General features: G+C 47.9%; 21 protein-coding genes and 1 other annotated feature. Of the genes, 2 read left to right on the forward strand and 19 right to left on the reverse strand.

Features of this window, described 5'->3' with window-relative positions; genetic code table 11:
- Positions 1–15 precede the first annotated feature (15 nt).
- The 4 genes from MUG84_RS06215 to MUG84_RS06230 form a co-directional block, all read right to left on the reverse strand.
- Positions 16–924 (reverse strand): aspartate carbamoyltransferase catalytic subunit, encoded by a 909-nt coding sequence (locus MUG84_RS06215; RefSeq protein ID WP_244721899.1) that lies wholly within the window; start codon positions 922–924, stop codon positions 16–18.
- A gap of 2 nt (positions 925–926) precedes the next feature.
- Positions 927–1,484 carry a bifunctional pyr operon transcriptional regulator/uracil phosphoribosyltransferase PyrR gene (gene pyrR, locus MUG84_RS06220; RefSeq protein ID WP_244721903.1) on the reverse strand — a complete coding sequence of 186 codons (558 nt, stop codon included), beginning with the start codon at positions 1,482–1,484 and terminating at the stop codon, positions 927–929.
- Positions 1,485–1,783: 299 nt separating this feature from the next.
- A complete protein-coding gene (tatA, locus tag MUG84_RS06225; RefSeq protein WP_425313166.1) occupies positions 1,784–2,041 on the reverse strand; it encodes a twin-arginine translocase TatA/TatE family subunit in 258 nt (85 codons plus the stop codon).
- 141 nt (positions 2,042–2,182) lie between these two features.
- Entirely contained in the window at positions 2,183–2,824 is a 642-nt protein-coding gene (locus MUG84_RS06230; protein ID WP_244721906.1) for a helix-turn-helix domain-containing protein, read from the reverse strand.
- Between the two features lie 161 nt (positions 2,825–2,985).
- Here MUG84_RS06230 and ytaF point away from each other — a divergent pair, with 161 nt between their 5' ends.
- Positions 2,986–3,594 (forward strand): sporulation membrane protein YtaF, encoded by a 609-nt coding sequence (ytaF, locus tag MUG84_RS06235; RefSeq protein WP_244721909.1) that lies wholly within the window; start codon positions 2,986–2,988, stop codon positions 3,592–3,594.
- 50 nt (positions 3,595–3,644) lie between these two features.
- Here the strand turns inward: ytaF and MUG84_RS06240 are convergent, their stop codons facing one another.
- The 3 genes from MUG84_RS06240 to lspA all read right to left on the reverse strand — a co-directional run bounded on the left by MUG84_RS06240 (position 3,645) and on the right by lspA (position 6,420).
- Positions 3,645–4,898: an LL-diaminopimelate aminotransferase gene (locus tag MUG84_RS06240; protein WP_244721912.1), complete on the reverse strand. Its 1,254-nt coding sequence runs from the start codon at positions 4,896–4,898 to the stop codon at positions 3,645–3,647.
- Positions 4,899–5,002: 104 nt separating this feature from the next.
- On the reverse strand, positions 5,003–5,926 hold the full coding sequence (locus tag MUG84_RS06245) for an RluA family pseudouridine synthase (protein WP_244721915.1): 924 nt from the start codon (positions 5,924–5,926) through the stop codon (positions 5,003–5,005).
- Positions 5,923–6,420 carry a signal peptidase II gene (gene lspA, locus MUG84_RS06250; protein ID WP_244721918.1) on the reverse strand — a complete coding sequence of 166 codons (498 nt, stop codon included), beginning with the start codon at positions 6,418–6,420 and terminating at the stop codon, positions 5,923–5,925. Before lspA ends, MUG84_RS06245 begins: the two co-directional genes overlap by 4 nt.
- A 225-nt stretch (positions 6,421–6,645) precedes the next feature.
- Between lspA and MUG84_RS06255 the strand changes: the two genes are divergently transcribed.
- Positions 6,646–7,395: a TraR/DksA C4-type zinc finger protein gene (locus tag MUG84_RS06255; protein ID WP_244721921.1), complete on the forward strand. Its 750-nt coding sequence runs from the start codon at positions 6,646–6,648 to the stop codon at positions 7,393–7,395.
- On the opposite strand, the gene MUG84_RS06260 is transcribed toward MUG84_RS06255, so the two are convergent.
- The 12 genes from MUG84_RS06260 to spoIIGA form a co-directional block, all read right to left on the reverse strand.
- Positions 7,392–7,667, reverse strand: a complete 276-nt coding sequence (locus MUG84_RS06260; RefSeq protein ID WP_425313179.1) for a DUF5665 domain-containing protein — start codon at positions 7,665–7,667, stop codon at positions 7,392–7,394. The genes MUG84_RS06255 and MUG84_RS06260 overlap by 4 nt on opposite strands.
- 235 nt (positions 7,668–7,902) lie before the next feature.
- Complete coding sequence (ileS, locus tag MUG84_RS06265) at positions 7,903–10,995, reverse strand: isoleucine--tRNA ligase (protein WP_244721944.1); 3,093 nt, start codon at positions 10,993–10,995, stop codon at positions 7,903–7,905.
- 480 nt (positions 10,996–11,475) lie between these two features.
- Positions 11,476–11,775 (reverse strand) — a binding site (T-box leader).
- Between the two features lie 88 nt (positions 11,776–11,863).
- A complete protein-coding gene (locus MUG84_RS06270) occupies positions 11,864–12,367 on the reverse strand; it encodes a DivIVA domain-containing protein (protein ID WP_244721947.1) in 504 nt (167 codons plus the stop codon).
- Between the two features lie 162 nt (positions 12,368–12,529).
- Positions 12,530–13,312 (reverse strand): YlmH family RNA-binding protein, encoded by a 783-nt coding sequence (locus MUG84_RS06275; RefSeq protein ID WP_244723324.1) that lies wholly within the window; start codon positions 13,310–13,312, stop codon positions 12,530–12,532.
- Positions 13,313–13,314: 2 nt separating this feature from the next.
- Positions 13,315–13,584, reverse strand: a complete 270-nt coding sequence (locus MUG84_RS06280) for a YggT family protein (protein WP_244723326.1) — start codon at positions 13,582–13,584, stop codon at positions 13,315–13,317.
- Between the two features lie 4 nt (positions 13,585–13,588).
- Complete coding sequence (locus tag MUG84_RS06285; protein WP_244721950.1) at positions 13,589–14,035, reverse strand: cell division protein SepF; 447 nt, start codon at positions 14,033–14,035, stop codon at positions 13,589–13,591.
- Positions 14,035–14,727 (reverse strand): YggS family pyridoxal phosphate-dependent enzyme, encoded by a 693-nt coding sequence (locus MUG84_RS06290; RefSeq protein WP_244721953.1) that lies wholly within the window; start codon positions 14,725–14,727, stop codon positions 14,035–14,037. The genes MUG84_RS06285 and MUG84_RS06290 overlap by 1 nt, the downstream gene beginning before the upstream one ends.
- The gene (gene pgeF, locus MUG84_RS06295) at positions 14,724–15,587 is read right to left on the reverse strand and encodes a peptidoglycan editing factor PgeF (protein ID WP_244721957.1); all 864 of its coding nucleotides are present in this window, start codon (positions 15,585–15,587) and stop codon (positions 14,724–14,726) included. Before pgeF ends, MUG84_RS06290 begins: the two co-directional genes overlap by 4 nt.
- Before the next feature lie 111 nt (positions 15,588–15,698).
- Positions 15,699–16,013 (reverse strand): YlmC/YmxH family sporulation protein, encoded by a 315-nt coding sequence (locus tag MUG84_RS06300; protein ID WP_244723335.1) that lies wholly within the window; start codon positions 16,011–16,013, stop codon positions 15,699–15,701.
- 402 nt (positions 16,014–16,415) lie between these two features.
- The gene (gene sigG / locus MUG84_RS06305; RefSeq protein ID WP_244721960.1) at positions 16,416–17,198 is read right to left on the reverse strand and encodes an RNA polymerase sporulation sigma factor SigG; all 783 of its coding nucleotides are present in this window, start codon (positions 17,196–17,198) and stop codon (positions 16,416–16,418) included.
- A 78-nt stretch (positions 17,199–17,276) separates the two neighbouring features.
- Positions 17,277–17,999, reverse strand: coding sequence for an RNA polymerase sporulation sigma factor SigE (sigE, locus tag MUG84_RS06310; protein ID WP_244721963.1), 723 nt, complete (start codon positions 17,997–17,999; stop codon positions 17,277–17,279).
- 168 nt (positions 18,000–18,167) lie between these two features.
- Positions 18,168–19,139 (reverse strand): sigma-E processing peptidase SpoIIGA, encoded by a 972-nt coding sequence (spoIIGA, locus tag MUG84_RS06315; protein ID WP_244723338.1) that lies wholly within the window; start codon positions 19,137–19,139, stop codon positions 18,168–18,170.
- Between the last annotated feature and the right edge of the window lie 96 nt (positions 19,140–19,235).

Raw genomic sequence — 19,235 nt, forward strand, 5'->3', positions numbered from 1 at the left:
TAATCTTGTTCCGGACTATCTCAGCGCTCTTTCCATAACCGCCATCCGTACCGGAACCCCGTTGCTCATCTGTGTAAAAATGGCCGACTGCTCACATTCGACGACCGCATCGTCAATTTCCACGTTCCGGTTGACCGGAGCCGGGTGCATAATCAGCGTGTGCTTGGACAGCCTTGCCGCCCGCTCCTCTGTCAATCCGTATTGCGCCCGGTATTCCTCAGCCGATTTGAACATGCCCGTTTCGTGGCGTTCGAGCTGAACCCGCAGCATCATGACGACATCCGATTTCAGCGCTTCTTCCATGGAGACGTAGGCGGCGTAAGGCTCAAGATCCGGTGCCACCATATTCTGCGGTGCGCAGAACTTGACTTCAGCTCCGAATTTTCTAAGCGCCCACAGGTCCGATCTGGCCACCCGGCTGTGAGAGATGTCGCCGATGATCGAAACGGTCAGACCTTGAAGAGTTCCAAACTTTCTTTTCATCGTGAACAGATCCAGCAGCGCCTGCGTCGGGTGCTCATTGTTTCCATCGCCCGCATTGATCAGCGGCACCGAAAGTTTGGACGCTAGTTCTTCTAGCACGCCTGCCGGCTTGAGCCGGATGACGCCAGCGTCAATTCCCATGGACTCAAGGGTTTTGACTGTATCGTAGATCGACTCACCTTTTTCAACGCTCGAGGCTGCGGCCGCGAAGTTCAACACCTGTGCTCCAAGCCGCTTTTCGGCCATTTCGAAGGAAAACCGCGTTCTTGTGCTGTTCTCGAAAAACATGTTCGCTACAAAGCTTGAGCTCAGCACCGGTACGACTTTTTCCTGCTGTGCTTCCCAGTATGCTGCCCGGTCGAGTATGGACTCGATCTCGCTGCGGCTAAGGTCTTTCAATCCGAGCAAGCTGCGTTCCTTAAGCTTCGTCATCGTCATCATGTTTATTTCTCCTCCCGGTTTTGGAAAATCGTAACCTCGTCCTTGCCGTCCGTTTCTGTTAGTAGAACCTCGATTTGTTCCTGCTTTGAGGTCGGAACGTTCTTGCCGATGTAGTCCGGCCTTATCGGGAGCTCACGGTGACCTCTGTCTGCCAGCACAGCCAGCTGGATCATTTGCGGTCTGCCACAATCCATGAGCGCATCCATCGCAGCCCGGATCGTCCGCCCGGTGTACAGAACATCATCGAACAAAATCACTTTTTTATCTTCTATATCGAGAGCCCTAAGCTCTTTGTTCACATCTATGGCTGCCTTCGAGTTCTTATCCTTCTGATCGTCCCGGTAAGGAGTCACGTCAATCGATGCCCATGTCACCGGCGTTCCTTCAATTTCCAGTATTTTTGCGGCGAGCCTTTCAGCCAGATACTCTCCACGTGTTTTAATGCCGATCAGAACGCAGTTTTCAATCCCCTTGTTCCTCTCCAGTATTTCGTGTGCAATACGTGTCAGTGCGCGGCGGATCGCCGCTTCATCCATAATGACATGCACTTCAGTACTCATGCTCCACACTCCTTTTTGTTTAGGGATATTGATTTTGACTACATTATCACCCGTGAACATGCAAAAAACTCCTTGCCGCAAAAGGCAAGGAGTCAACGTCGCTAGACATAATGGGACACGAGGGTATCTCTCCGGGACCGCACGAAAAAGACATGCGTATGCCGCGAAAGTGAACCTCGGTTCACGTTACCTTGCCAGCCTCACGGGACTGAATTAAAGGTGCATATTTAACTACAGAGAATTATGACAGACGGGCATCGCATTGTCAACAGACGCTGGCCATTTTTATAAATGGAATATTATTCCGGCAATTGACGAGACGGTTGTGGTTCATTATGTACCAATGCAGGCTCTTCCGTCGTCTGTGCTGTCGACCGGGACCGCGGGGGTTGCGGTGAATCGCCGAAAATATCATTCATTTCTTTTTTGAACTCACGGACAGTCTTCCCTGCGGCGCGGCCCAGTCCAGGCAGCTTGCTTGGACCAAACAGGAGCAGAGCTAGTACAGCCAACAAAATGAATCCCGGTACGCCGATATCGTTTAGCATGTTGTCCATAAACCTCCTTCATCCAATTCTAATTGCAAATCATATCCAAGAGATACTCCATCGATTACTTATACCAACCCATAGTTCATCTGGTCATCATATCTCGTCTCATTTCTATACATACCACTTTACCATCTTTGCCTTCAAAAATCACGAAGGTCTTCTCATTTTCGCTAGCCGCTCAATCACGATCCGAACCGCGATCGCATCATCGATATATCCAAAAGGAAAGCTGAAATCTGGTATGACATCCGCCGACAGTACAAAATACAAAAGCGCGCTGCCAATGACATGCTGCTCTGCCTCAGGCAATTGCCCGGAAGAATACTCCTTGTACAAATCCTTTAATTGTTCTATATAGTAGCCCGCACTCCGCAGCTGCTCCAGCTTAGGCAAAAAAGACTTTTCAATAATCTCCTTGCCTTCCTCCGTTCTAGCATACGCCTCATATTTATGCAATTCCTTGCGAACTTGGCTGGCCATATCATCCACGTTGATTCCGATCCCCTGTAGGGCGGCCCTTAATTCGCCGATGCCGTCCTTCTGTTCCAATGGCTCTAACCCGGCGGTAGCAAGAAGATCCAAGAGTGGAATGTCCAAATGCTGCGCAAACAATTTCAGATGCTCCAGTTTTGGCTGCTGCTTGCCATTCACGATGCGGGATACGGTTGCTGTGTCGATCCCGATTACCCTGCATAATTTTCGCATGGACATGGATTTGGCTGTTAAGGCTGATTTGATCAGTTGGCCAATCCTGTTCCGTTCCTGAGCTTCATCTTCCTCAAAAGCCATAATACGGCCGCCCCTCTCAAGTTTATCTCAACATGTTGAAAATTTCTCAACAGTATATGACCCCAAATGTCACTTTTTCTCAACGTCTTCAATAAGATATATGAGGATTTTGCAAATTCCTGAATGACTTTTCTAAATTTCATCAAGGAGAGTGCTAACAAATGATTGCACCATGGTTATCATCCATTTCCATCGCCCTTGCTTCCAATCTGGATAATGCGGGGGTAGGCGCAGCTTACGGCGTTAGAAAAATTAGAATTCCTTTTTTGGCAAGCACTGTGATCGCTTTTATGGGCTTTCTGCTGACATTGATCGGAGGAATTTTCGGGAAAGTGATTGCCCTATGGATGCCTCCTCTGATATGCAATATTATCGGAATGATTATTCTGGTGGCGATTGGACTATGGGTTATGCTGCAACCTTTTCTTCAGGAAAAAGAAGTAAAACGCGAAAATCCGCAAGGGTTAATCAAAGATATATTGAAGAACCCGGAAACCGCGGATTTCAACCAATCGAAAACCGTTGATTTTAAGGAGTCGGTCATACTCGGCATCGCGCTTTCAATCAATAATCTCGCCGGTGGATTCGATGCAGGCATTACCCATATCAATATATGGGAAACCTCAATATTTTCGGGCGTATTCAGCTATCTCTGCATCGGTATTTGCTCGCTGCTTGGCCGCAAAATCGCCGGTGAACGCCTTGAAAAAAGCGCCAGCTGGATCGCCGGGATCATCCTGATCGCCATCGGACTGCATCAAGTGATTTGAAAAGAAACGGGCTGCCTCATGGCTGCCCGTTCCTTTTAAGGGATATTCAATTAAAACTCAAATTCCACGTCACTCAGACGACCCTTGATTTCGTTGATAACGCGCTTCTCATCTTCTTCCCCATTAGCAATAAACGTTACGGAGAAGCGTACGAAGTGGCCGGCATCATCCCAAGGCACGCTGGAAATCAGCTTTTCGCGGATTAGGAACTGGGAGAAATCCTCGCCGCTTTCAAAACGGATTCCGCCTTTGATTCCTTTTGGTGCCTCCACGTACAGGAAGAAGGAACCTTTCGGCTTTTCTGCCTTGAAGCCCAGCTCGTTCAGTGCTGCGACCAGCATTTCATGACGGCGGGAGTACTTAGCGGCAATTTTCTCCGTAATTTGTGGATTGTAAAGGCCGTATGCAGCGGCTTTTTGAATCGCGATGAATTGACCGGAATCATTATTATCCTTAACATCGCCGAATGCTTTGACCACAAGCGGGTTGCCTGCGATAAAGCCGATCCGCCAGCCGGTCATATTGTAGGATTTAGACAGGGAATGAAGCTCGACGCCTACGTCTTTTGCGCCCGGAACAGACAGGAAGCTGAGCGGCTTCAATCCGTCATATGTCAATGCGGCATATGGAGCATCATGCACGATCACAACATCATGCTTTTTAGCCCATTCAACAACCTCTGTGAAAAATTCCACAGTCGCGCTAGCACCCGTCGGATTATTCGGATAGTTAAGGTAGAAAAGCTTGGCCCGCTTTGCAATGTCTTCCGGAATCGAGCTTAGGTCAGGCAGAAAGTTGTTCTCTTTTTTGAGTTCAACGTTGTAGACTTCACCGCCGAGGTATTTGGTGTGCGTACCCATCACCGGATAACCAGGAACCGTCATGATTGTGACATCCCCCGGATTGATAAAGCATGATGGGAGCATCGCCAGTGCCGGCTTGGAGCCGATGGAATGCAGCACTTCCGTGTCAGGGTCGATACCATCAACGTTAAATACTTCCTTCATATAGTGGACTGCAGCTTCTTTGAACTCTGCGATGCCGTTATCGGCATAACCGCGGTTTTCAGGCTTGGCCGCTTCTTCGGCAAGCTTCGCGACGATTCCGGCATCCGCCATTTCATCGGGTTCGCCCACGCCCAGGTCAATCAGTTCGACATCAGGAAAATCCTTCTTCGCTTGTGCTTTGGCGCGTTTGATTTTTTCAAACTTATAGATCGCCGTATCTTTACCATAATTGGAACCGCCAATCCGGTCCGCAAAAATGTTTTGAATATACGTATTTTGGTATTTCTCAATACTCATTTAGCAGTTCATCTCCTATTTAGGAATCATTCCAAAAATCTATCCTAAATATGAAGGAATCCATGGCTGAAAGCCATGGACTAATTATCGTATCATTTGTACTTTCATCGACTGCGCAGGTTTGTAAGCAGCTCCTCCATGTCAGAAGGAATTTCAGCCGTAAATTCCATATACTCTCCGCTGGATGGATGAACAAACCCAAGCACTTTCGCATGCAGAGCCTGTCCGTCCATTTTAATCCCTTTGCTGCGCCCGTACACAGGATCACCAACAAGCGGATGCCCAATAAATTTCATATGGACACGGATCTGGTGAGTCCGTCCCGTCTCAAGCTGCAGTTCAAGCAGGGTATAGTCCCCGAAACGCTCTAGCACAACAAAATGCGTGACGGCATGCTTGCTGTTTTTTTCCGTAACGGTAAACATTTTGCGGTCCTGTGGATCGCGGCCGATCGGCGCATCTACGGTTCCCTGATCATGGCTCACGTTGCCGTGGACAAGAGCAACATATCTGCGCGTGACACTGTGATCCTTAAGCTGGGCGGCAAGAGAAGCATGCGCCTTATCATTTTTGGCAGCCATTAAAAGTCCCGAAGTGTCTTTATCAATCCGGTGTACGATGCCAGGACGAAGTTCCCCGTTAATACCCGATAAGTCCTTGCAATGATACATCAGCGCATTAACAAGCGTTCCCGATGAATGTCCAGGAGCCGGGTGCACGACCATGCCTCTCGGTTTGTTCACCACAATCACATCTCGGTCCTCATAAGCGACATCCAGCAGGATATCCTCAGGTACAATTTCCACCGCGGACGGCTCTGGTACGGCAACTTCCAAATGATCCCCTTCCGCCAGCTTGTAATTGGCCTTGACAGGATGTCCGTTGACCTTGACATGACCGGAGGTGATCCACAGTTGTACCTGCGACCGGGATACTTCCTCTTCCCAGGATTCGGTAATGTACTTGTCGATCCGCTCCTTGGCATAGGCCTGGTCAATCACCCACTCCCTGATTTCGGTCTCACTCACACAATTTCATTCCCTTCCTTGCTCTCGTTCTCTGGTGTAGTATTATTCAAATCGATCAATGAATCCACAAAAATCAGCGCGACGCCAATACAGATGCAGGAATCGGCAATGTTGAAGATTGGAAACGTATAGCTTCCAAAATTTAACATCAAAAAGTCAACGACTTCTCCATACAGAGCCCGGTCGAGGAAATTACCGAGCGCTCCCCCCATAACGAGACTGAGGGCAATCGGCAGCAGCTTGCGCGACGAGGTTTTTCTGACTTTTTCCATGTACCATATGATGGCAATGACAACCACAATCGTAATGACGACAAAAAACCATCTTCGGTTTGGCAAAATGCCAAAAGCAGCGCCCTTGTTACGGATGGACGTAATTACGAAGAAGTTACCGATGACCGGAATTTCTTGACCAATCTCCATTTGTTTAGTAATGATAAACTTCGTTCCCTGATCGACTAAAAATGCGATTAAAGCGAGGATGTAGTACCACACAGCACAAAGTCACTCCGTTCTTATCATATAGGCCGTAGAACATGACGGCTCCATGTCATATAAAGACCTGTATATTGTAGCACAGCACGTCAGAAATCGTCCATTAACGTCCAGCCACGAGAAGATTTTCCTCATGTAAAACCCCCGTTTTCCGCGCATCCTAGAATTGAAGGAATTGTCTTTAGGCGGCAATTGTCTGCCGTAAAAGGAAAGGGGACCGTATCCATGCAGCAACTCACCGCTACACAGCTTAAACATCTTCGTTCCCTGCTGGAAGAGCAGCAGCAATCCTTACAGCAAAAAGATGTGAACAATGACAGTTACGGTCTTGACGAATCCATGCGTGATGGAATCGGCGAGCTCTCGCTTATTGATAACCACCCTGCCGATGTGGCCACTGAATTATATTACCGTGAGATGGACCTCATGCTTCAGGATCACGATGATCACCGGTTAACCCACATCAGTGAGGCTTTAGAGCGGATGGATCAAGGAACTTACGGCGTATGTCGAGAATGTGGAAAGCCGATTTCTTATGCCCGTCTTGAGGCTGTCCCGACAACGGCATATTGTATTGAGCACTCTCCCAAGCAGAATGTTTCCAATTACCCTCCGGTGGAAGAAGAGTTTCTTATGCCTCCTTTCGGCCGCACAAGCCTGGATGAACGTGAAGATCAAAACGGCTTTGATGGTGAAGACACATGGCAGGTACTAGAGAACTTTGGATCTTCCAACACACCGGCCATGGCCGATAGCAACGAGATTCACAGTTATGACGATATGGAAATCGAAGCCTCGGATGAACTGGAAGGTTTCGTCGAGCCACTCGAAGCCTTTGTAGCTACCGACATCTACGGCAACCTCATTGATATCGTACGCAGCCAGGAATACCGCAGGTACATGGACAAAGGCGAATTCATCGACATGCAGCAACTTGCTGAAGAAGACGATGATGACGAATTCTTTGATCTTTAATACGACTTAAGCTCAAGCTGGCGCTGGACGATCCGTACAATATCCGCGATGTAATCTCCGATGATCGGCAGATTAAGCGCCCCAAGGATCTGCAGGAAATAAATAATGGTAGCCGCGAAAAAAGTAAACCCGATCGCAATGCCGACTCCTTTGGCCGTTCCGGCCAGCATATTCAGCCAAATAATCCGCCAAGGCTTGTGAAGGAGCTGGGTGTAGTCGGCAATACGGGATTTTTCCAGCTGATCCGCTATTTGGACCGTAAGTTTATACATTAGGCTCAGTTGGTCTTCGCCCGCAGCAGCATCACCGTTTTTCTGATCATTCACCATGAGTTTTTCCCCTTTTGAATTCATAACCACATATCTGAAAGAAATAAACGAGCCCAAGGGCGCAGACTCTCATCTGTGCTTGAAGGCTCGTTTATTCCTTTTGACTGCTATTATTTGCCTAAAATGCGGCACTCATTCAAACAATGCTCTTTCAAGAGGGCAAACCTCGGTAAAAATCTTATTCAGCGATGTGAATACCAAGCGTTTTGCCTGCCAAATCAACGGTTTCCATGGCCACTTCCTTACCGAAAACAAGGTCCTTGACCAATACGTTCTCACGAAGCACATGATCATAAGCCTGAATAGCTTTTGCCAGCTCTTCGTCTGCGTCCAGAACAAGCGTCACACGTTTTTCGATTGGCAGATCCAGCTTTTTACGGTAATCCTGAACGGCACGGACTACTTCTCTGACCCAGCCTTCTTGCTCGAGCTCAGGGGTGATTTCCGTATTCAGGGCAACCGTGATGCCATATCCGGATGCCGAAGCGAATCCGCTCTTGGCATGCTTCTCTACAAGCAGTTCATCAGCCGTTATTTGAAGCTCTTCACCCTCCGGTGAGGTTACGTTGATGCTTCCGGATTGCACGGCAGCTCTTGTTTCTTCTGGAGATAGACCTTTCAGGAAGCCTTGAAGGAAGCCGATATTTTTGCCATATTTCTTACCAGCTACTTTCAGGTTCATTTTCAAAGTGAAGTCTACAAATCCGCTGTCGCTGGTTGCCAGCACAAGCTCCTTCACGTTGATCTCTTCCTTGATGATCTCCTGATAGCCTGCCACATCAAAGGATCGATCCATCGAAATGATCAATTCGGACAACGGTTGGCGGGTTTTGATACCCGTCTCGTTGCGGACGTTACGTGCGAGCTCGACGATTTGACGGGCTGATTCCATATCCGCCTCAAGCGATTTGTCGATGAGGGACTCATCCGCTTGCGGGAAGTCGGCCAGATGCACGCTTGTGCCGCCGCCGAGGTTGGTGTAGATATCTTCGGACAGGAACGGCGTATAAGGCGCCATCATTGTGGCAAGGGTGAGCAGTACATGCGTCAGAGTGCCATATGCGGCAAGTTTGTCTTCGGTCAGGCCACTGCCCCAGAAACGGTCACGGGAACGGCGGATGTACCAGTTGCTCAGCTCATCGATAAAGCCTTCGATACCCTTCGCGGAATTTAGGAAATCATTCACCGCAAGACCTTTGTCGACCAATTGGATCAGACTGTTCAGACGGGAGAGAATCCAGCGGTCCAGTTTATTTTCGGATGGCTTGAACGGATGCTCCGTCGGATCGTATCCATCGATGTTCGCATAAAGCGTCAGGAATGAATGGGTGTTCACCAGCGTATCTACGACTTTGGATTTAGCCTCAGCAACGATGCCTTTGGAGAAGCGTTTGCTGTTCCATGGCGCACTGTCTGCAAGCAAAGCCCAACGGAATGCATCCGTACCGAACTCGTTGATGATTTCCCAAGGGTCGATAACGTTGCCTTTGGATTTGGACATCTTCTGTCCGTTTTCATCGAGAATATGCCCCGTAGCGATAACCGCTTTATATGGCGCTACGCCCTTGAAAAGCGTGGAAACCGCAAGCAAGCTGTAGAACCAACCGCGTGTCTGGTCAATCCCTTCACAGATCATGTCTGCAGGGAACTGCTCTTCGAAGGTGTCCGTGTTCTCGAACGGATAATGATGCTGCGCAAACGGCATCGAGCCGCTGTCGAACCATACGTCGATGACTTCAGATGTACGTTCCATTAGACCGCCGTCGCAGTGCGGGCATTTTACTTTTACACCGTCTACATATGGCTTATGCAATTCAAAATCATCAGGAAGAGGCGTAGTCGCATGTTCTCTCAAATCCGCGAAGCTGTGAGGTGCGTATTCCTTTTTACAGGAGTCGCAAACCCAAACGTTCAGCGGCGTGCCCCAATAACGGTTACGGCTGATGTTCCAGTCCACCAAATCCTCGAGGAATTTGCCGAACCGGCCTTCGCGAATATGACCTGGGAACCATTCCACGCCGTTGTTGTTGGCGATCAGTTGATCCTTCACTGCCGTCGTTTCAATGAACCAGCTCTCCATCGCGTAGTACAGGAGCGGGGATTTGCAGCGCCAGCAGAACGGATAGCTGTGCTCGTATTTTTCCTTGCTGAACAGCAGTCCCTTTTCAGACAGCATCTTCACGATGTCCAAATCGCAGTCCTTCACGAAACGTCCAGCCAGATCTGTGATTTCATCCGTGTAGCGGCCTTGGGCATTAACCACACTGATAAAGCTGATGCCGTTTTCGCGGCAGGCTTTATAGTCGTCCTCACCGTGTGCAGGCGCCATGTGAACAATACCAGTACCGCTGGCATCCGTGACGAAGGAAGCGCCGACGATCAGATTACCTTTTTCAGGGGTGGTGTACGTAAATGGCGGTGTATAGGTTTTTCCGATAAACTCGGAACCTTTATGCGTAGACAAAACCTGATATTCATCCTTCAGTACGTCTTCAACCAGGTTTTTCGCTACGATGTAAACTTCACCGTTCTGCTGCACGCGTACATAGTCCATATCCGGATTCATCGCAAGTGCAACGTGAGCCGGCAGCGTCCAAGGAGTTGTCGTCCAGGCCAGCACATATTCGCCGCTGTCATGCAGCTTAAATTTGGCTGTCGCACTGAGATCCTTAACATCTTCATACCCTTGAGCCACTTCATGGGAGCTGAGTGTCGTTTGGCAGCAAGGGCAATATGGGCTAACACGGTGACCGCGATAGAGCAGTCCTTTGTCATGAATGGTCGCCAGGATGTTCCATACACTTTCGATGTAATTGTTCTCAAGCGTGATGTACGGGTGATCCAAATCGGTCCAGTAACCGATGGCTTCAGTGAGTTCTCTCCATTGCTTTTCATACTCGAATACACTGGCTTTACACTTTTTAACAAATTCTTCCACACCGTATTTCTCGATTTCCTGCTTGCCAGAGATGCCGAGCTGCTTCTCAACGCCAAGTTCAACCGGCAAGCCGTGGGTATCCCAGCCTGCTTTACGGACAACGCGGAAGCCTTTCATCGTTTGATAGCGCCCGATAAAGTCCTTGATAACGCGGCCGAGAACGTGACCGATATGCGGAGCACCGTTGGCTGTCGGAGGTCCTTCATAGAATACATAGTTCTGCTTGCCTTCACGGTTTTCCATGGATTTGCGGAAGGTATCTTCCTCATTCCATTTCTTCAGCACACGCAAATCGCGGGTGCGTGCTTTTTCTTTGATATCGACTTTTTGCATAAATATCCATCCTTTCACGTGATTCCTTTGAAGGAATTTTCCATCCCCCTAAATCCCCCTTCTTAAGGGGGACCCCAAGGGCTTCTGCCCTCTGGACTCCCGAAATGGTTCCTCGGGTGTCACAGAGTGCGGACTTTGAAACTGTGTATGTTATACCCGCTTTTCGCCCCTATTCTTTGCTTTGCAAAGAACGGGGCACGCTTAACGGATGCGCACTAATAAAACGAAAAAGTTACTGCCCACCTCGAACGCTTTATGCGCATGGAAGGTTCCCGATGGCGAACCGAAGGAAGCCGAGGAAGAACCGGGGACTTCGCCATAGTCGCGTTAGAACTTCTCTACCCCTCATTCCACCAAACTTTCGGGTGTCCAGAGGGTAGCGCCATCTGGGGTCCCCCTTTGGAAAGGGGGATTTAGGGGGATTCGAAAAAAAGATCCGAAGAAGCTTCGAAAATAAACACAAATAAAGCCTCATCCCTATAAAGGGACGAGGCTTCTGCTCGCGTGACCACCCTAATTCCGTTCATGAAGAACAATGCTTCTCCAGAACGACTCCTCAAATCCTCGCCTAAAAAGCTTTCCACATGGGAATCCTCAGTTCAACAAGGAGCCGATATAACGTTCGGCATTCCGGTTCAGCTTACGCACGTTAACAGCTAACGGTTCAGCTTCACTTCTCCGGGAGGATCTTCAGCCTTTGGTCCGAACATTGGCTCTCAGCAAATCGCCAACTCTCTGGAGAACATATCCAAAGCTTACTTATCCCATCATTGAATACATATAACGAATGGATGCGGTACATCCGAAAAACAACCGATATGACTATAGTTATAGTCCTTTTTGATCCAAAAGTCAACCAAGCAGAAGCCTAGTATACTTCATTTGCTTCTCGTGCATTCCGAGCTTGACCGGCAGATTCCAGTGCATCCCAGCCATCTTGGCTCAAAAGCTCCAGCTGTGCTTCAACCAACGTCCGGAAACGGGTGCGGTAAATAGACGCCTGTTTTTTTAATTCTTCCACTTCCATCGCAATTTTCCGCGACTTGGACAAGGATTCGTCAATAATGCGGTCGGCATTCTTCTCGGATTCCTTAATGATCAGCTGCGCTTCCTTCTTGGCATTGTTCTTCACTTCATCTGCCGCTTCCTGAGCCACGATGATCGTCTTGGAAAGCGTCTCTTCAATGTTGAGGAAATGGTCGAGTCTTTCCTGCAAAGTCATCATTTGGTTATGAAGCTCCTTGTTCTCGCGGATTACACTCTCATAATCCTTGATGACCTGATCGAGGAATTCATTCACTTCATCTTCATCATAACCCCGGAGACGACGGGAAAATTCTTTGTTATGTATATCCAGTGGCGTTAATGGCATTTGATGTGCACCTCCTAAGAATGTTCAGGTCTCCCTGTTATCACACGGATCTGTAGATACAGCCCACTTGGAATGTATCGGCCGAAGAAATACATTTGTTTAGATTTAACTTTGTGGTAGATATTTCATTTCGACAGAAAAAAACGATTTCCTGCTGAGCGTCTACACAAATTTACCTATTTTAACGCGGAAACGACCTTTTTTTGTGACATCTCCTGCCTCCAGCACCTTAAAACGTCCAAAACCCTGCATGGATACCACATCGCCTTCCTTCAGCTGAGACGAAGGATCCTCCACCGGTTTCCAGTTCACACGACAGCGTCCGGCCCGAATAGGGATCAACACTTTGCTACGGCTGAGACGGTATACATCGGAAGTAATGCCATCAAGACGCAAAGAAGCCACCGTAATATCGAGCGTCTCTAAAGAGATCTTGCCCGTACGCAGCTGTTCGATCGGCAATATCTCACTCTGGACGTGTATTCGGTGCACCTGATTTAAATTCATATCAAGAAATGCGCTGATCTCCTCACACACAACCGTATGACAACCATCGTCCAGAACGTGGATATCGCCTATTTTGGAACGTTTGATACCAAGCCCCAAAATGGAACCCATGTAATCCCCGTGTTCGAGGGTCAGAAATTTCTGATCCATGGAGTCAATATGGAGTACCTTCAGCTTCATATCCTCATTATCCAATTCACGGTAGTCCGGAGCAATCAGTGCACGGCAGCGTTCCGCCCCTTCATAACCGCCGTCCAAGCGCATATGCACATCTGGATGACGGTTTACCAACGAATTCATGATAACGATCTGTCTTGGATCCAAAAAATCGGTCAGTTTGGTTTCATGGTATTGCCCTGCGTTCTCAACCCATTCCCACGCCCGATCAACAAACTCACGCTCATCCGGATGAAAATGCTCGTAAATATCCAGCTTCATCATCAGAAGAAAAGTCGAAGTATTGCGTAAACGCCCTGCTCAGCGAACTGGAGGACAAACAGCGCAATAATCGGCGAAATATCCAGCATCCCCATAATCGGAGGAATGAAACGGCGGAACGGAGACAAATACGGCTCCACCAGCTTCCCAAGCAGCTCACCAATAAAGCTCTCCTGCAAGTTCGGAAGCCATGACATCAGCACATAAACAATTATCATGTAAAAGTAAATTTGAAATAGATAATGCACTATTGTTACAATTTCGGCCAAAATCGGCTCACCTCATTCTGTTGTATTCATGTTCTTCGCCTAGTATTTCTGAAATGGTGCCAGAGATCTCAACCGTATCCGGAGTACACAAAAATATGTCGCCGCCAATCTTGGATATCCCACCACTCAAGGCATACACCGTACCGCTGAGAAAATCAATAATCCGAAGCGCCTGATCCTTGCGTACCCGCTGCAAATTGACCACAACGGTCCGGTGCGAACGCAAATGATCAGCGATTTCCTGCGCTTCATCATACGATCTCGGCTCATGCAGGATAACCTTAACGTTTTTTTGCGAGTGAATGCTGACCACATTATTTCCCCTTTGGTTTTTACGTGTTTCCACCGGCGGAGTTTCAAATTCTTCTTCTTCAACGGGGAGCTGCTCCCGTTCAACAATTTCCTCCTGCTCCTGCAATCCCAAAAAAGACATAAATTTGTTCATCACACTCATCACTCCTCCTCTTCTTTCCCAACTAAAACACTGCCTAAACGAATCCAAGTGGCTCCTTCCTCAACCGCCACTTCAAAATCGTTAGACATTCCCATGGAAAGCTCCGTTAACGGTTCCTTCGTCATACCTTGGAGGTTCAATGTATCCCTTAACTCGCGAAGCCCTCTAAAAACCATGCGGGTATCTTCAGCCCGGTCCTCAATTGGGGCCATGGTCATAAGCCCGACAACCTTAATATGGTTAAAACCCTGTATTTCGCGCAGAAAATTTGCAGCATGCTCAGGAGCCAACCCGTATTTGCTATCTTCTCCAGAAATATTAATCTGTAAGAAGGTTTTAATTACCAGCCCTTTTGCAGCTGCGGACTTTTCAAGTTCCTTGGCCAGGGACATCCTGTCCAGCGAATGGATGTATTCGAATTTCCCGATCACATCCTTAACCTTGTTGGTCTGCAGGTGACCGATAAAATGCCATGTTCCCCGCTGACCGAGTTCGTTCCATTTTCCTTCTGCATTCTGCCAACGGTTCTCACCTACATGCTCCAAGCCACTGTCCAATACCTTGGCTGTCATCGCAGTCGATACGTATTTAGTCACCGCCACGATGTGCACATCCTTGGCGGATCTGCCGCTGCGCAGACAAGCCTCTTCAATCCGTTTATTGACGTCCTGTATCCGCTCTTCCAAAGTCATGGAAGGCTCACCTCTCTTAAACCGATCCAACTAGCCATTCGTCCTGTCGTTCCCCCATCCTTGCGGTATGAGAAAAACAAATCGTTACGACAGCTTGTACACCATGTTGTACATTCGATATGAGTCGGCAATATTCCTGCTTTAATCATAATGTGTCGATTCATTTCTTTCAAGTTAAGCATGTATTTGCCACCATCTTTTGTTATGTACCAGTCTGAAGTGGAATACTTCTCATTACCCAGGAAATGATTTTCTAAATCGCGCACATGGGACATGACTTTCTCATCAACCTCATAGCAGCAGGAACCGATCGACGGGCCGATCGCTGCCACGATGTCTTCACTTTGGCTTCCGAACGTATCCCTCATTTTCTCCACCATTTTGCCAGCAATTCCGGCGACTGTTCCTTTCCATCCGGCATGAGCCAGTCCAACGACCTGCTGCTTCGGATCAAAGAAAAATAGCGGTACACAATCGGCATAAAAAGAAGCAAGCATAACTCCAGGCTCATTGGTCAGCAGTCCATCCGTATCCTGGATGCCGGACTCCCGGTTCATGCTGCCTGCCCCGCGGTTATCTTGGTCAATAATTGCAATATCCGCCCGGTGTACTTGTTCGCCGCATGTCCATGCCTCCAGCGTAAATCCAAGCGCGGCTGCAACCCGTTCCCGGTTGGCGATCACATCGTCCGGACGGTCACCCACATGAAAAGCACAATTCAGTGTATGATAAGGCGTTTGGCCAACGCCTCCATTTCTTCCTGTAAAACCAGCGCTAAGACCATCATAACGACTTACCCAAGGCTCCAGCATAAAAAGTGCAGGCGTTCCTGCGGCATCTTTTAAAACAAATGGTTCCATCCAATCACCTCAGCTTCCAGTGTACCATATTCAGGAGCAACAATTATAGCCGCAGCCATTTTAATTCCTGAGGATCCTGCTATTTCCGTTCACAATTCCTTGTAATTCTGTTTACAAATCCTTGTAATTCCGGCGCTCCCGCTCTTGCCGCTCCGCATAAGCCGCAGCATCCTTTTCATCCTGCAACGTTTTCAGCTCTTCCATTTTGACCAGCACGACATCGGAACCAATCTTGACGATATTGCGCCATGGAATGATCAGATCGGCCCCGCCTCCAAACAGCCCTAAAAATTTGCTGTAACTCGGAACAACGATCGCATCAATCCGGCCTTGACGAAGATCCAGTTCAAGATCACTGATCTGGCCGAGCCTTTTGCCGTCCACAATATTAATAACATCCTTGGTCTGAAAATCGGATATTTTCATATTCTTCTCCACCGCCTGATGATCTGGAATCAAGGGCCGCAGCTCCTTTTCCGTGAATTATTCATCTGTAATCCGCTAACCTGTCATATACGATAAGTATATGTCCGGACTGGGCAAAATGCCCTTCTTTTTACGGATTTGCGTCAAAAATGCGGAGGAATGTTTCACCTTTTCTAATATCTTAAGAAAAACGTCTACCGATGTACTTTCACAGAAGACAGACCGCTTTTAGCAGAAGTTTTTCTTGCGATTATAGAATTGTTCAGCTTCGCTGAAAAATTATTAATTCTATAATCTTAAAAAAGCGACCCTTAACGGATCGCTTTAACTTTCATAGGATTTCGCAGTGCAAACCTCGGGCCTGATCCGCAAAATCCTCAATATTCAATTTTTAAGTTTAAATTACGATTTTACATGCTTTTGCATTTGCTGAATCGCAGATTTCTCCAATCGGGATACCTGAGCCTGAGAAATACCGATCTCATCGGCAACCTCCATTTGGGTCTTCCCTTCAAAAAATCGCATGGAAAGAATCATTTTCTCCCGCTGCCCCAATCTTTGCATGGCCTCACGGAGGGCAATCTCTTCAATCCATTGAATATCTTTGTTTTTGTCGTCGCTGATTTGATCCATTACATAAATGGGATCGCCGCCGTCGTGATAGATCGGTTCAAACAGGGAGACAGGGTCCTGAATGGCGTCAAGCGCAAACACCACATCTTCTTTGGGTACGTTCAGCACCTCAGAAATTTCGAAAATCGTCGGTTCCCTGGAATTTTGGTTCGTCAGGGAGTCTCGTACCTGCAAAGCCTTATAAGCGATATCACGCAACGATCTCGAAACACGGATTGGATTGTTATCCCTTAGGTACCTGCGGATTTCTCCGATAATCATCGGTACCGCATAGGTCGAGAATTTCACGTTTTGCGACAAGTCAAAATTATCAATGGCCTTCATGAGTCCGATACAGCCTACCTGAAACAAATCGTCGACAAACTCTCCCCGATTGTTAAAGCGCTGGATTACACTAAGCACCAGTCTAAGGTTGCCGTTAACCAGCTTTTCTCTGGCTGACCGTTCATTGTTTTGCTGTAAGGAATGGAACAATTCCCGCATTTCCACATTGGTTAACACAGGTAATTTTGCGGTATCCACACCACAAATTTCGACTTTGTTTCGGGTCATGATGATATACCTCCCAAGGAGAAACATTAATGTACATTATCTCCCTGGGGGCTCATTTTATTCCTGAGAAAAAATTTGCTACACCATCTTGTTGAACTCTTTGCGAAGTCTCTTAATGATCCTTTTTTCAAGTCTGGATATGTAGGATTGGGAAATGCCAAGCATATCGGCGACATCCTTTTGCGTTTTCTCCTCGCCATCCTGAAGTCCAAAACGCAGCTCCATGATGGTGCGCTCCCGATCCGACAGCTTTTCGAGCGCCTTATGAAGCAGCTTGCGGTCGACCTGTTCCTCGATATTGCGGTAGATGGTATCGTTTTCGGTTCCAAGCACATCGGAAAGCAGAAGCTCGTTGCCATCCCAATCGATATTCAGCGGTTCATCAAAAGACACTTCGCTGCGGATTTTGCTATTGCGGCGCAGGTACATCAGAATCTCATTTTCGATACAGCGTGAAGCGTAGGTAGCTAGCTTGATTTTTTTCTCAGGGTCAAACGTATTGACCGCTTTGATCAAACCAATCGCACCAATGGAAACGAGATCCTCGATATTGATGCCGGTGTTTTCGAATTTGCGGGCAATGTAGACGACTAGGCGTAGATTGCGTTCAATCAGCATCGATCTGATCGCCGCATCTCCCGTGGTGAGCCGCTGCAGCAGGTATTCCTCTTCCTCGCGTGTCAGTGGTGGAGGGAGGGCCTCACTGCCGCCGATGTAATAAATCTCCTCACTCTTCAGTCCCAGCAAAAAAAGGATTCGGTAATATTGCAACTGCGCTATCAATCGCCATTTAAATAGCATTTTTTGTCCTCCTAAAAGTTTTTCCCGAAGGGAAACTATCTTCGTAAGCATAATCTTAAATTTCCCGAAGGGAAACCATCTTCGTAAGGATGCTCAATATTGACATTAGTTCTTGATATTGAGCTCGTAAGCATAAACTTAAATGTCCCATCCAACTCGCCCTTGCTGCTATAAGCTTAATGATGTAGGGTTTGGCGGCTTTATGTCTGTTATGACACTCTCCGACTCCCGCACCAGGTCCGGGTGAATAATCGCCTGGTAAGACTTGTCGCCCGACAAGCTCCCTCCATCAAGCCCGATCAAAACTTTGACGGCACGGCTTGTCTGAGCACCAATTCGAATCTCCACAGCATCCGGTTTCATGGCCAGCATAAATGCCGATCCCCGGTTGACACCACGGTAGGGGACGAGACGCAGCCGGTCACGCCACTCAAAATCCGCGTCATCAAGCTCAAGCACAAGTTTGTCCGGTTCACCCTCAGACAGCCGCTCCAGCCAGGTTGCAGGCAGCTTTTCCTTCCAAAGCGCAGCCTCCATCACCATGACTGGCGTTCTTGTCAGGGGATCGGCAAGCTGATTGCCCGTATCCAGCAGCCCTGTACAACTTACGCGGTATCCTGCAATTTCGACGCTCACCTCTCCCATATACTCTTGCCTATTCTCCAGCTTGCGACGGGAGGCATGAACAAGTTTGAACCACAGCAAGACAACAAAGCACATAATAAAAGTGAACCAAAATCCGATTTTGAGTTCAAACGAGAGTCCTCCCGATGCTGTATACCAAATCCCGTTAAAAATTTCTCCCGTATTTTGAAGTAAATAGTGAATTCCGATAATTCCGCCGGCAGCCGCGAAGTTGATAATATAAAATGCCCCCATGTTCCGGATATAGTTCTGCAGACTTCCAAAACCAAAAGCAATCCAGAGCATCAATAGGGATAACACAAATTTAACGATAAAGGTATACATAAAAGAAAGCTCAGGCAGGAACATCATAACGACATACAACGCTCCTACCGCCGCCGAGACCGTGATCCGCCACCACCTCAGCCTTTGCTTCCTCATCCAGGCGGTCAACCACAGAAGAGCACCGTCGATCAACAGATTGGTGATGAAAATCAGATCAATATAAACTACCAGCCCCATCACCTGCCTGCCACCCTAGTGGAATCTTTCGGAACATTTACTATAAACGACTTACAGTATTCAAAAAGCACTTTATACTTGGGAGATGTA

Source organism: Paenibacillus mangrovi, from assembly GCF_022898935.1.
In the GTDB taxonomy this organism is placed as follows: domain Bacteria; phylum Bacillota; class Bacilli; order Paenibacillales; family Paenibacillaceae; genus Paenibacillus_AQ; species Paenibacillus_AQ mangrovi.

Bases quoted from the DNA above. Each gene is read 5' to 3' on its own strand.
- MUG84_RS06255 (WP_244721921.1), top strand. From the start codon at position 6,646: ATGCAGCAACTCACCGCTACACAGCTTAAACATCTTCGTTCCCTGCTG.
- ileS (WP_244721944.1), bottom strand. From the start codon at position 10,995: ATGCAAAAAGTCGATATCAAAGAAAAAGCACGCACCCGCGATTTGCGT.
- MUG84_RS06290 (WP_244721953.1), bottom strand. From the start codon at position 14,727: ATGACTTTGGAAGAGCGGATACAGGACGTCAATAAACGGATTGAAGAG.
- pyrR (WP_244721903.1), bottom strand. From the start codon at position 1,484: ATGAGTACTGAAGTGCATGTCATTATGGATGAAGCGGCGATCCGCCGC.
- sigE (WP_244721963.1), bottom strand. From the start codon at position 17,999: ATGCTATTTAAATGGCGATTGATAGCGCAGTTGCAATATTACCGAATC.
- tatA (WP_425313166.1), bottom strand. From the start codon at position 2,041: ATGGACAACATGCTAAACGATATCGGCGTACCGGGATTCATTTTGTTG.
- MUG84_RS06285 (WP_244721950.1), bottom strand. From the start codon at position 14,035: ATGAGTGTGATGAACAAATTTATGTCTTTTTTGGGATTGCAGGAGCAG.
- MUG84_RS06215 (WP_244721899.1), bottom strand. From the start codon at position 924: ATGATGACGATGACGAAGCTTAAGGAACGCAGCTTGCTCGGATTGAAA.
- MUG84_RS06240 (WP_244721912.1), bottom strand. From the start codon at position 4,898: ATGAGTATTGAGAAATACCAAAATACGTATATTCAAAACATTTTTGCG.
- MUG84_RS06275 (WP_244723324.1), bottom strand. From the start codon at position 13,312: ATGAAGCTGGATATTTACGAGCATTTTCATCCGGATGAGCGTGAGTTT.
- MUG84_RS06230 (WP_244721906.1), bottom strand. From the start codon at position 2,824: ATGGCTTTTGAGGAAGATGAAGCTCAGGAACGGAACAGGATTGGCCAA.
- MUG84_RS06260 (WP_425313179.1), bottom strand. From the start codon at position 7,667: ATGTATAAACTTACGGTCCAAATAGCGGATCAGCTGGAAAAATCCCGT.
- MUG84_RS06300 (WP_244723335.1), bottom strand. From the start codon at position 16,013: ATGAAAATATCCGATTTTCAGACCAAGGATGTTATTAATATTGTGGAC.
- pgeF (WP_244721957.1), bottom strand. From the start codon at position 15,587: ATGGAACCATTTGTTTTAAAAGATGCCGCAGGAACGCCTGCACTTTTT.
- sigG (WP_244721960.1), bottom strand. From the start codon at position 17,198: ATGACCCGAAACAAAGTCGAAATTTGTGGTGTGGATACCGCAAAATTA.
- MUG84_RS06270 (WP_244721947.1), bottom strand. From the start codon at position 12,367: ATGCCATTAACGCCACTGGATATACATAACAAAGAATTTTCCCGTCGT.
- ytaF (WP_244721909.1), top strand. From the start codon at position 2,986: ATGATTGCACCATGGTTATCATCCATTTCCATCGCCCTTGCTTCCAAT.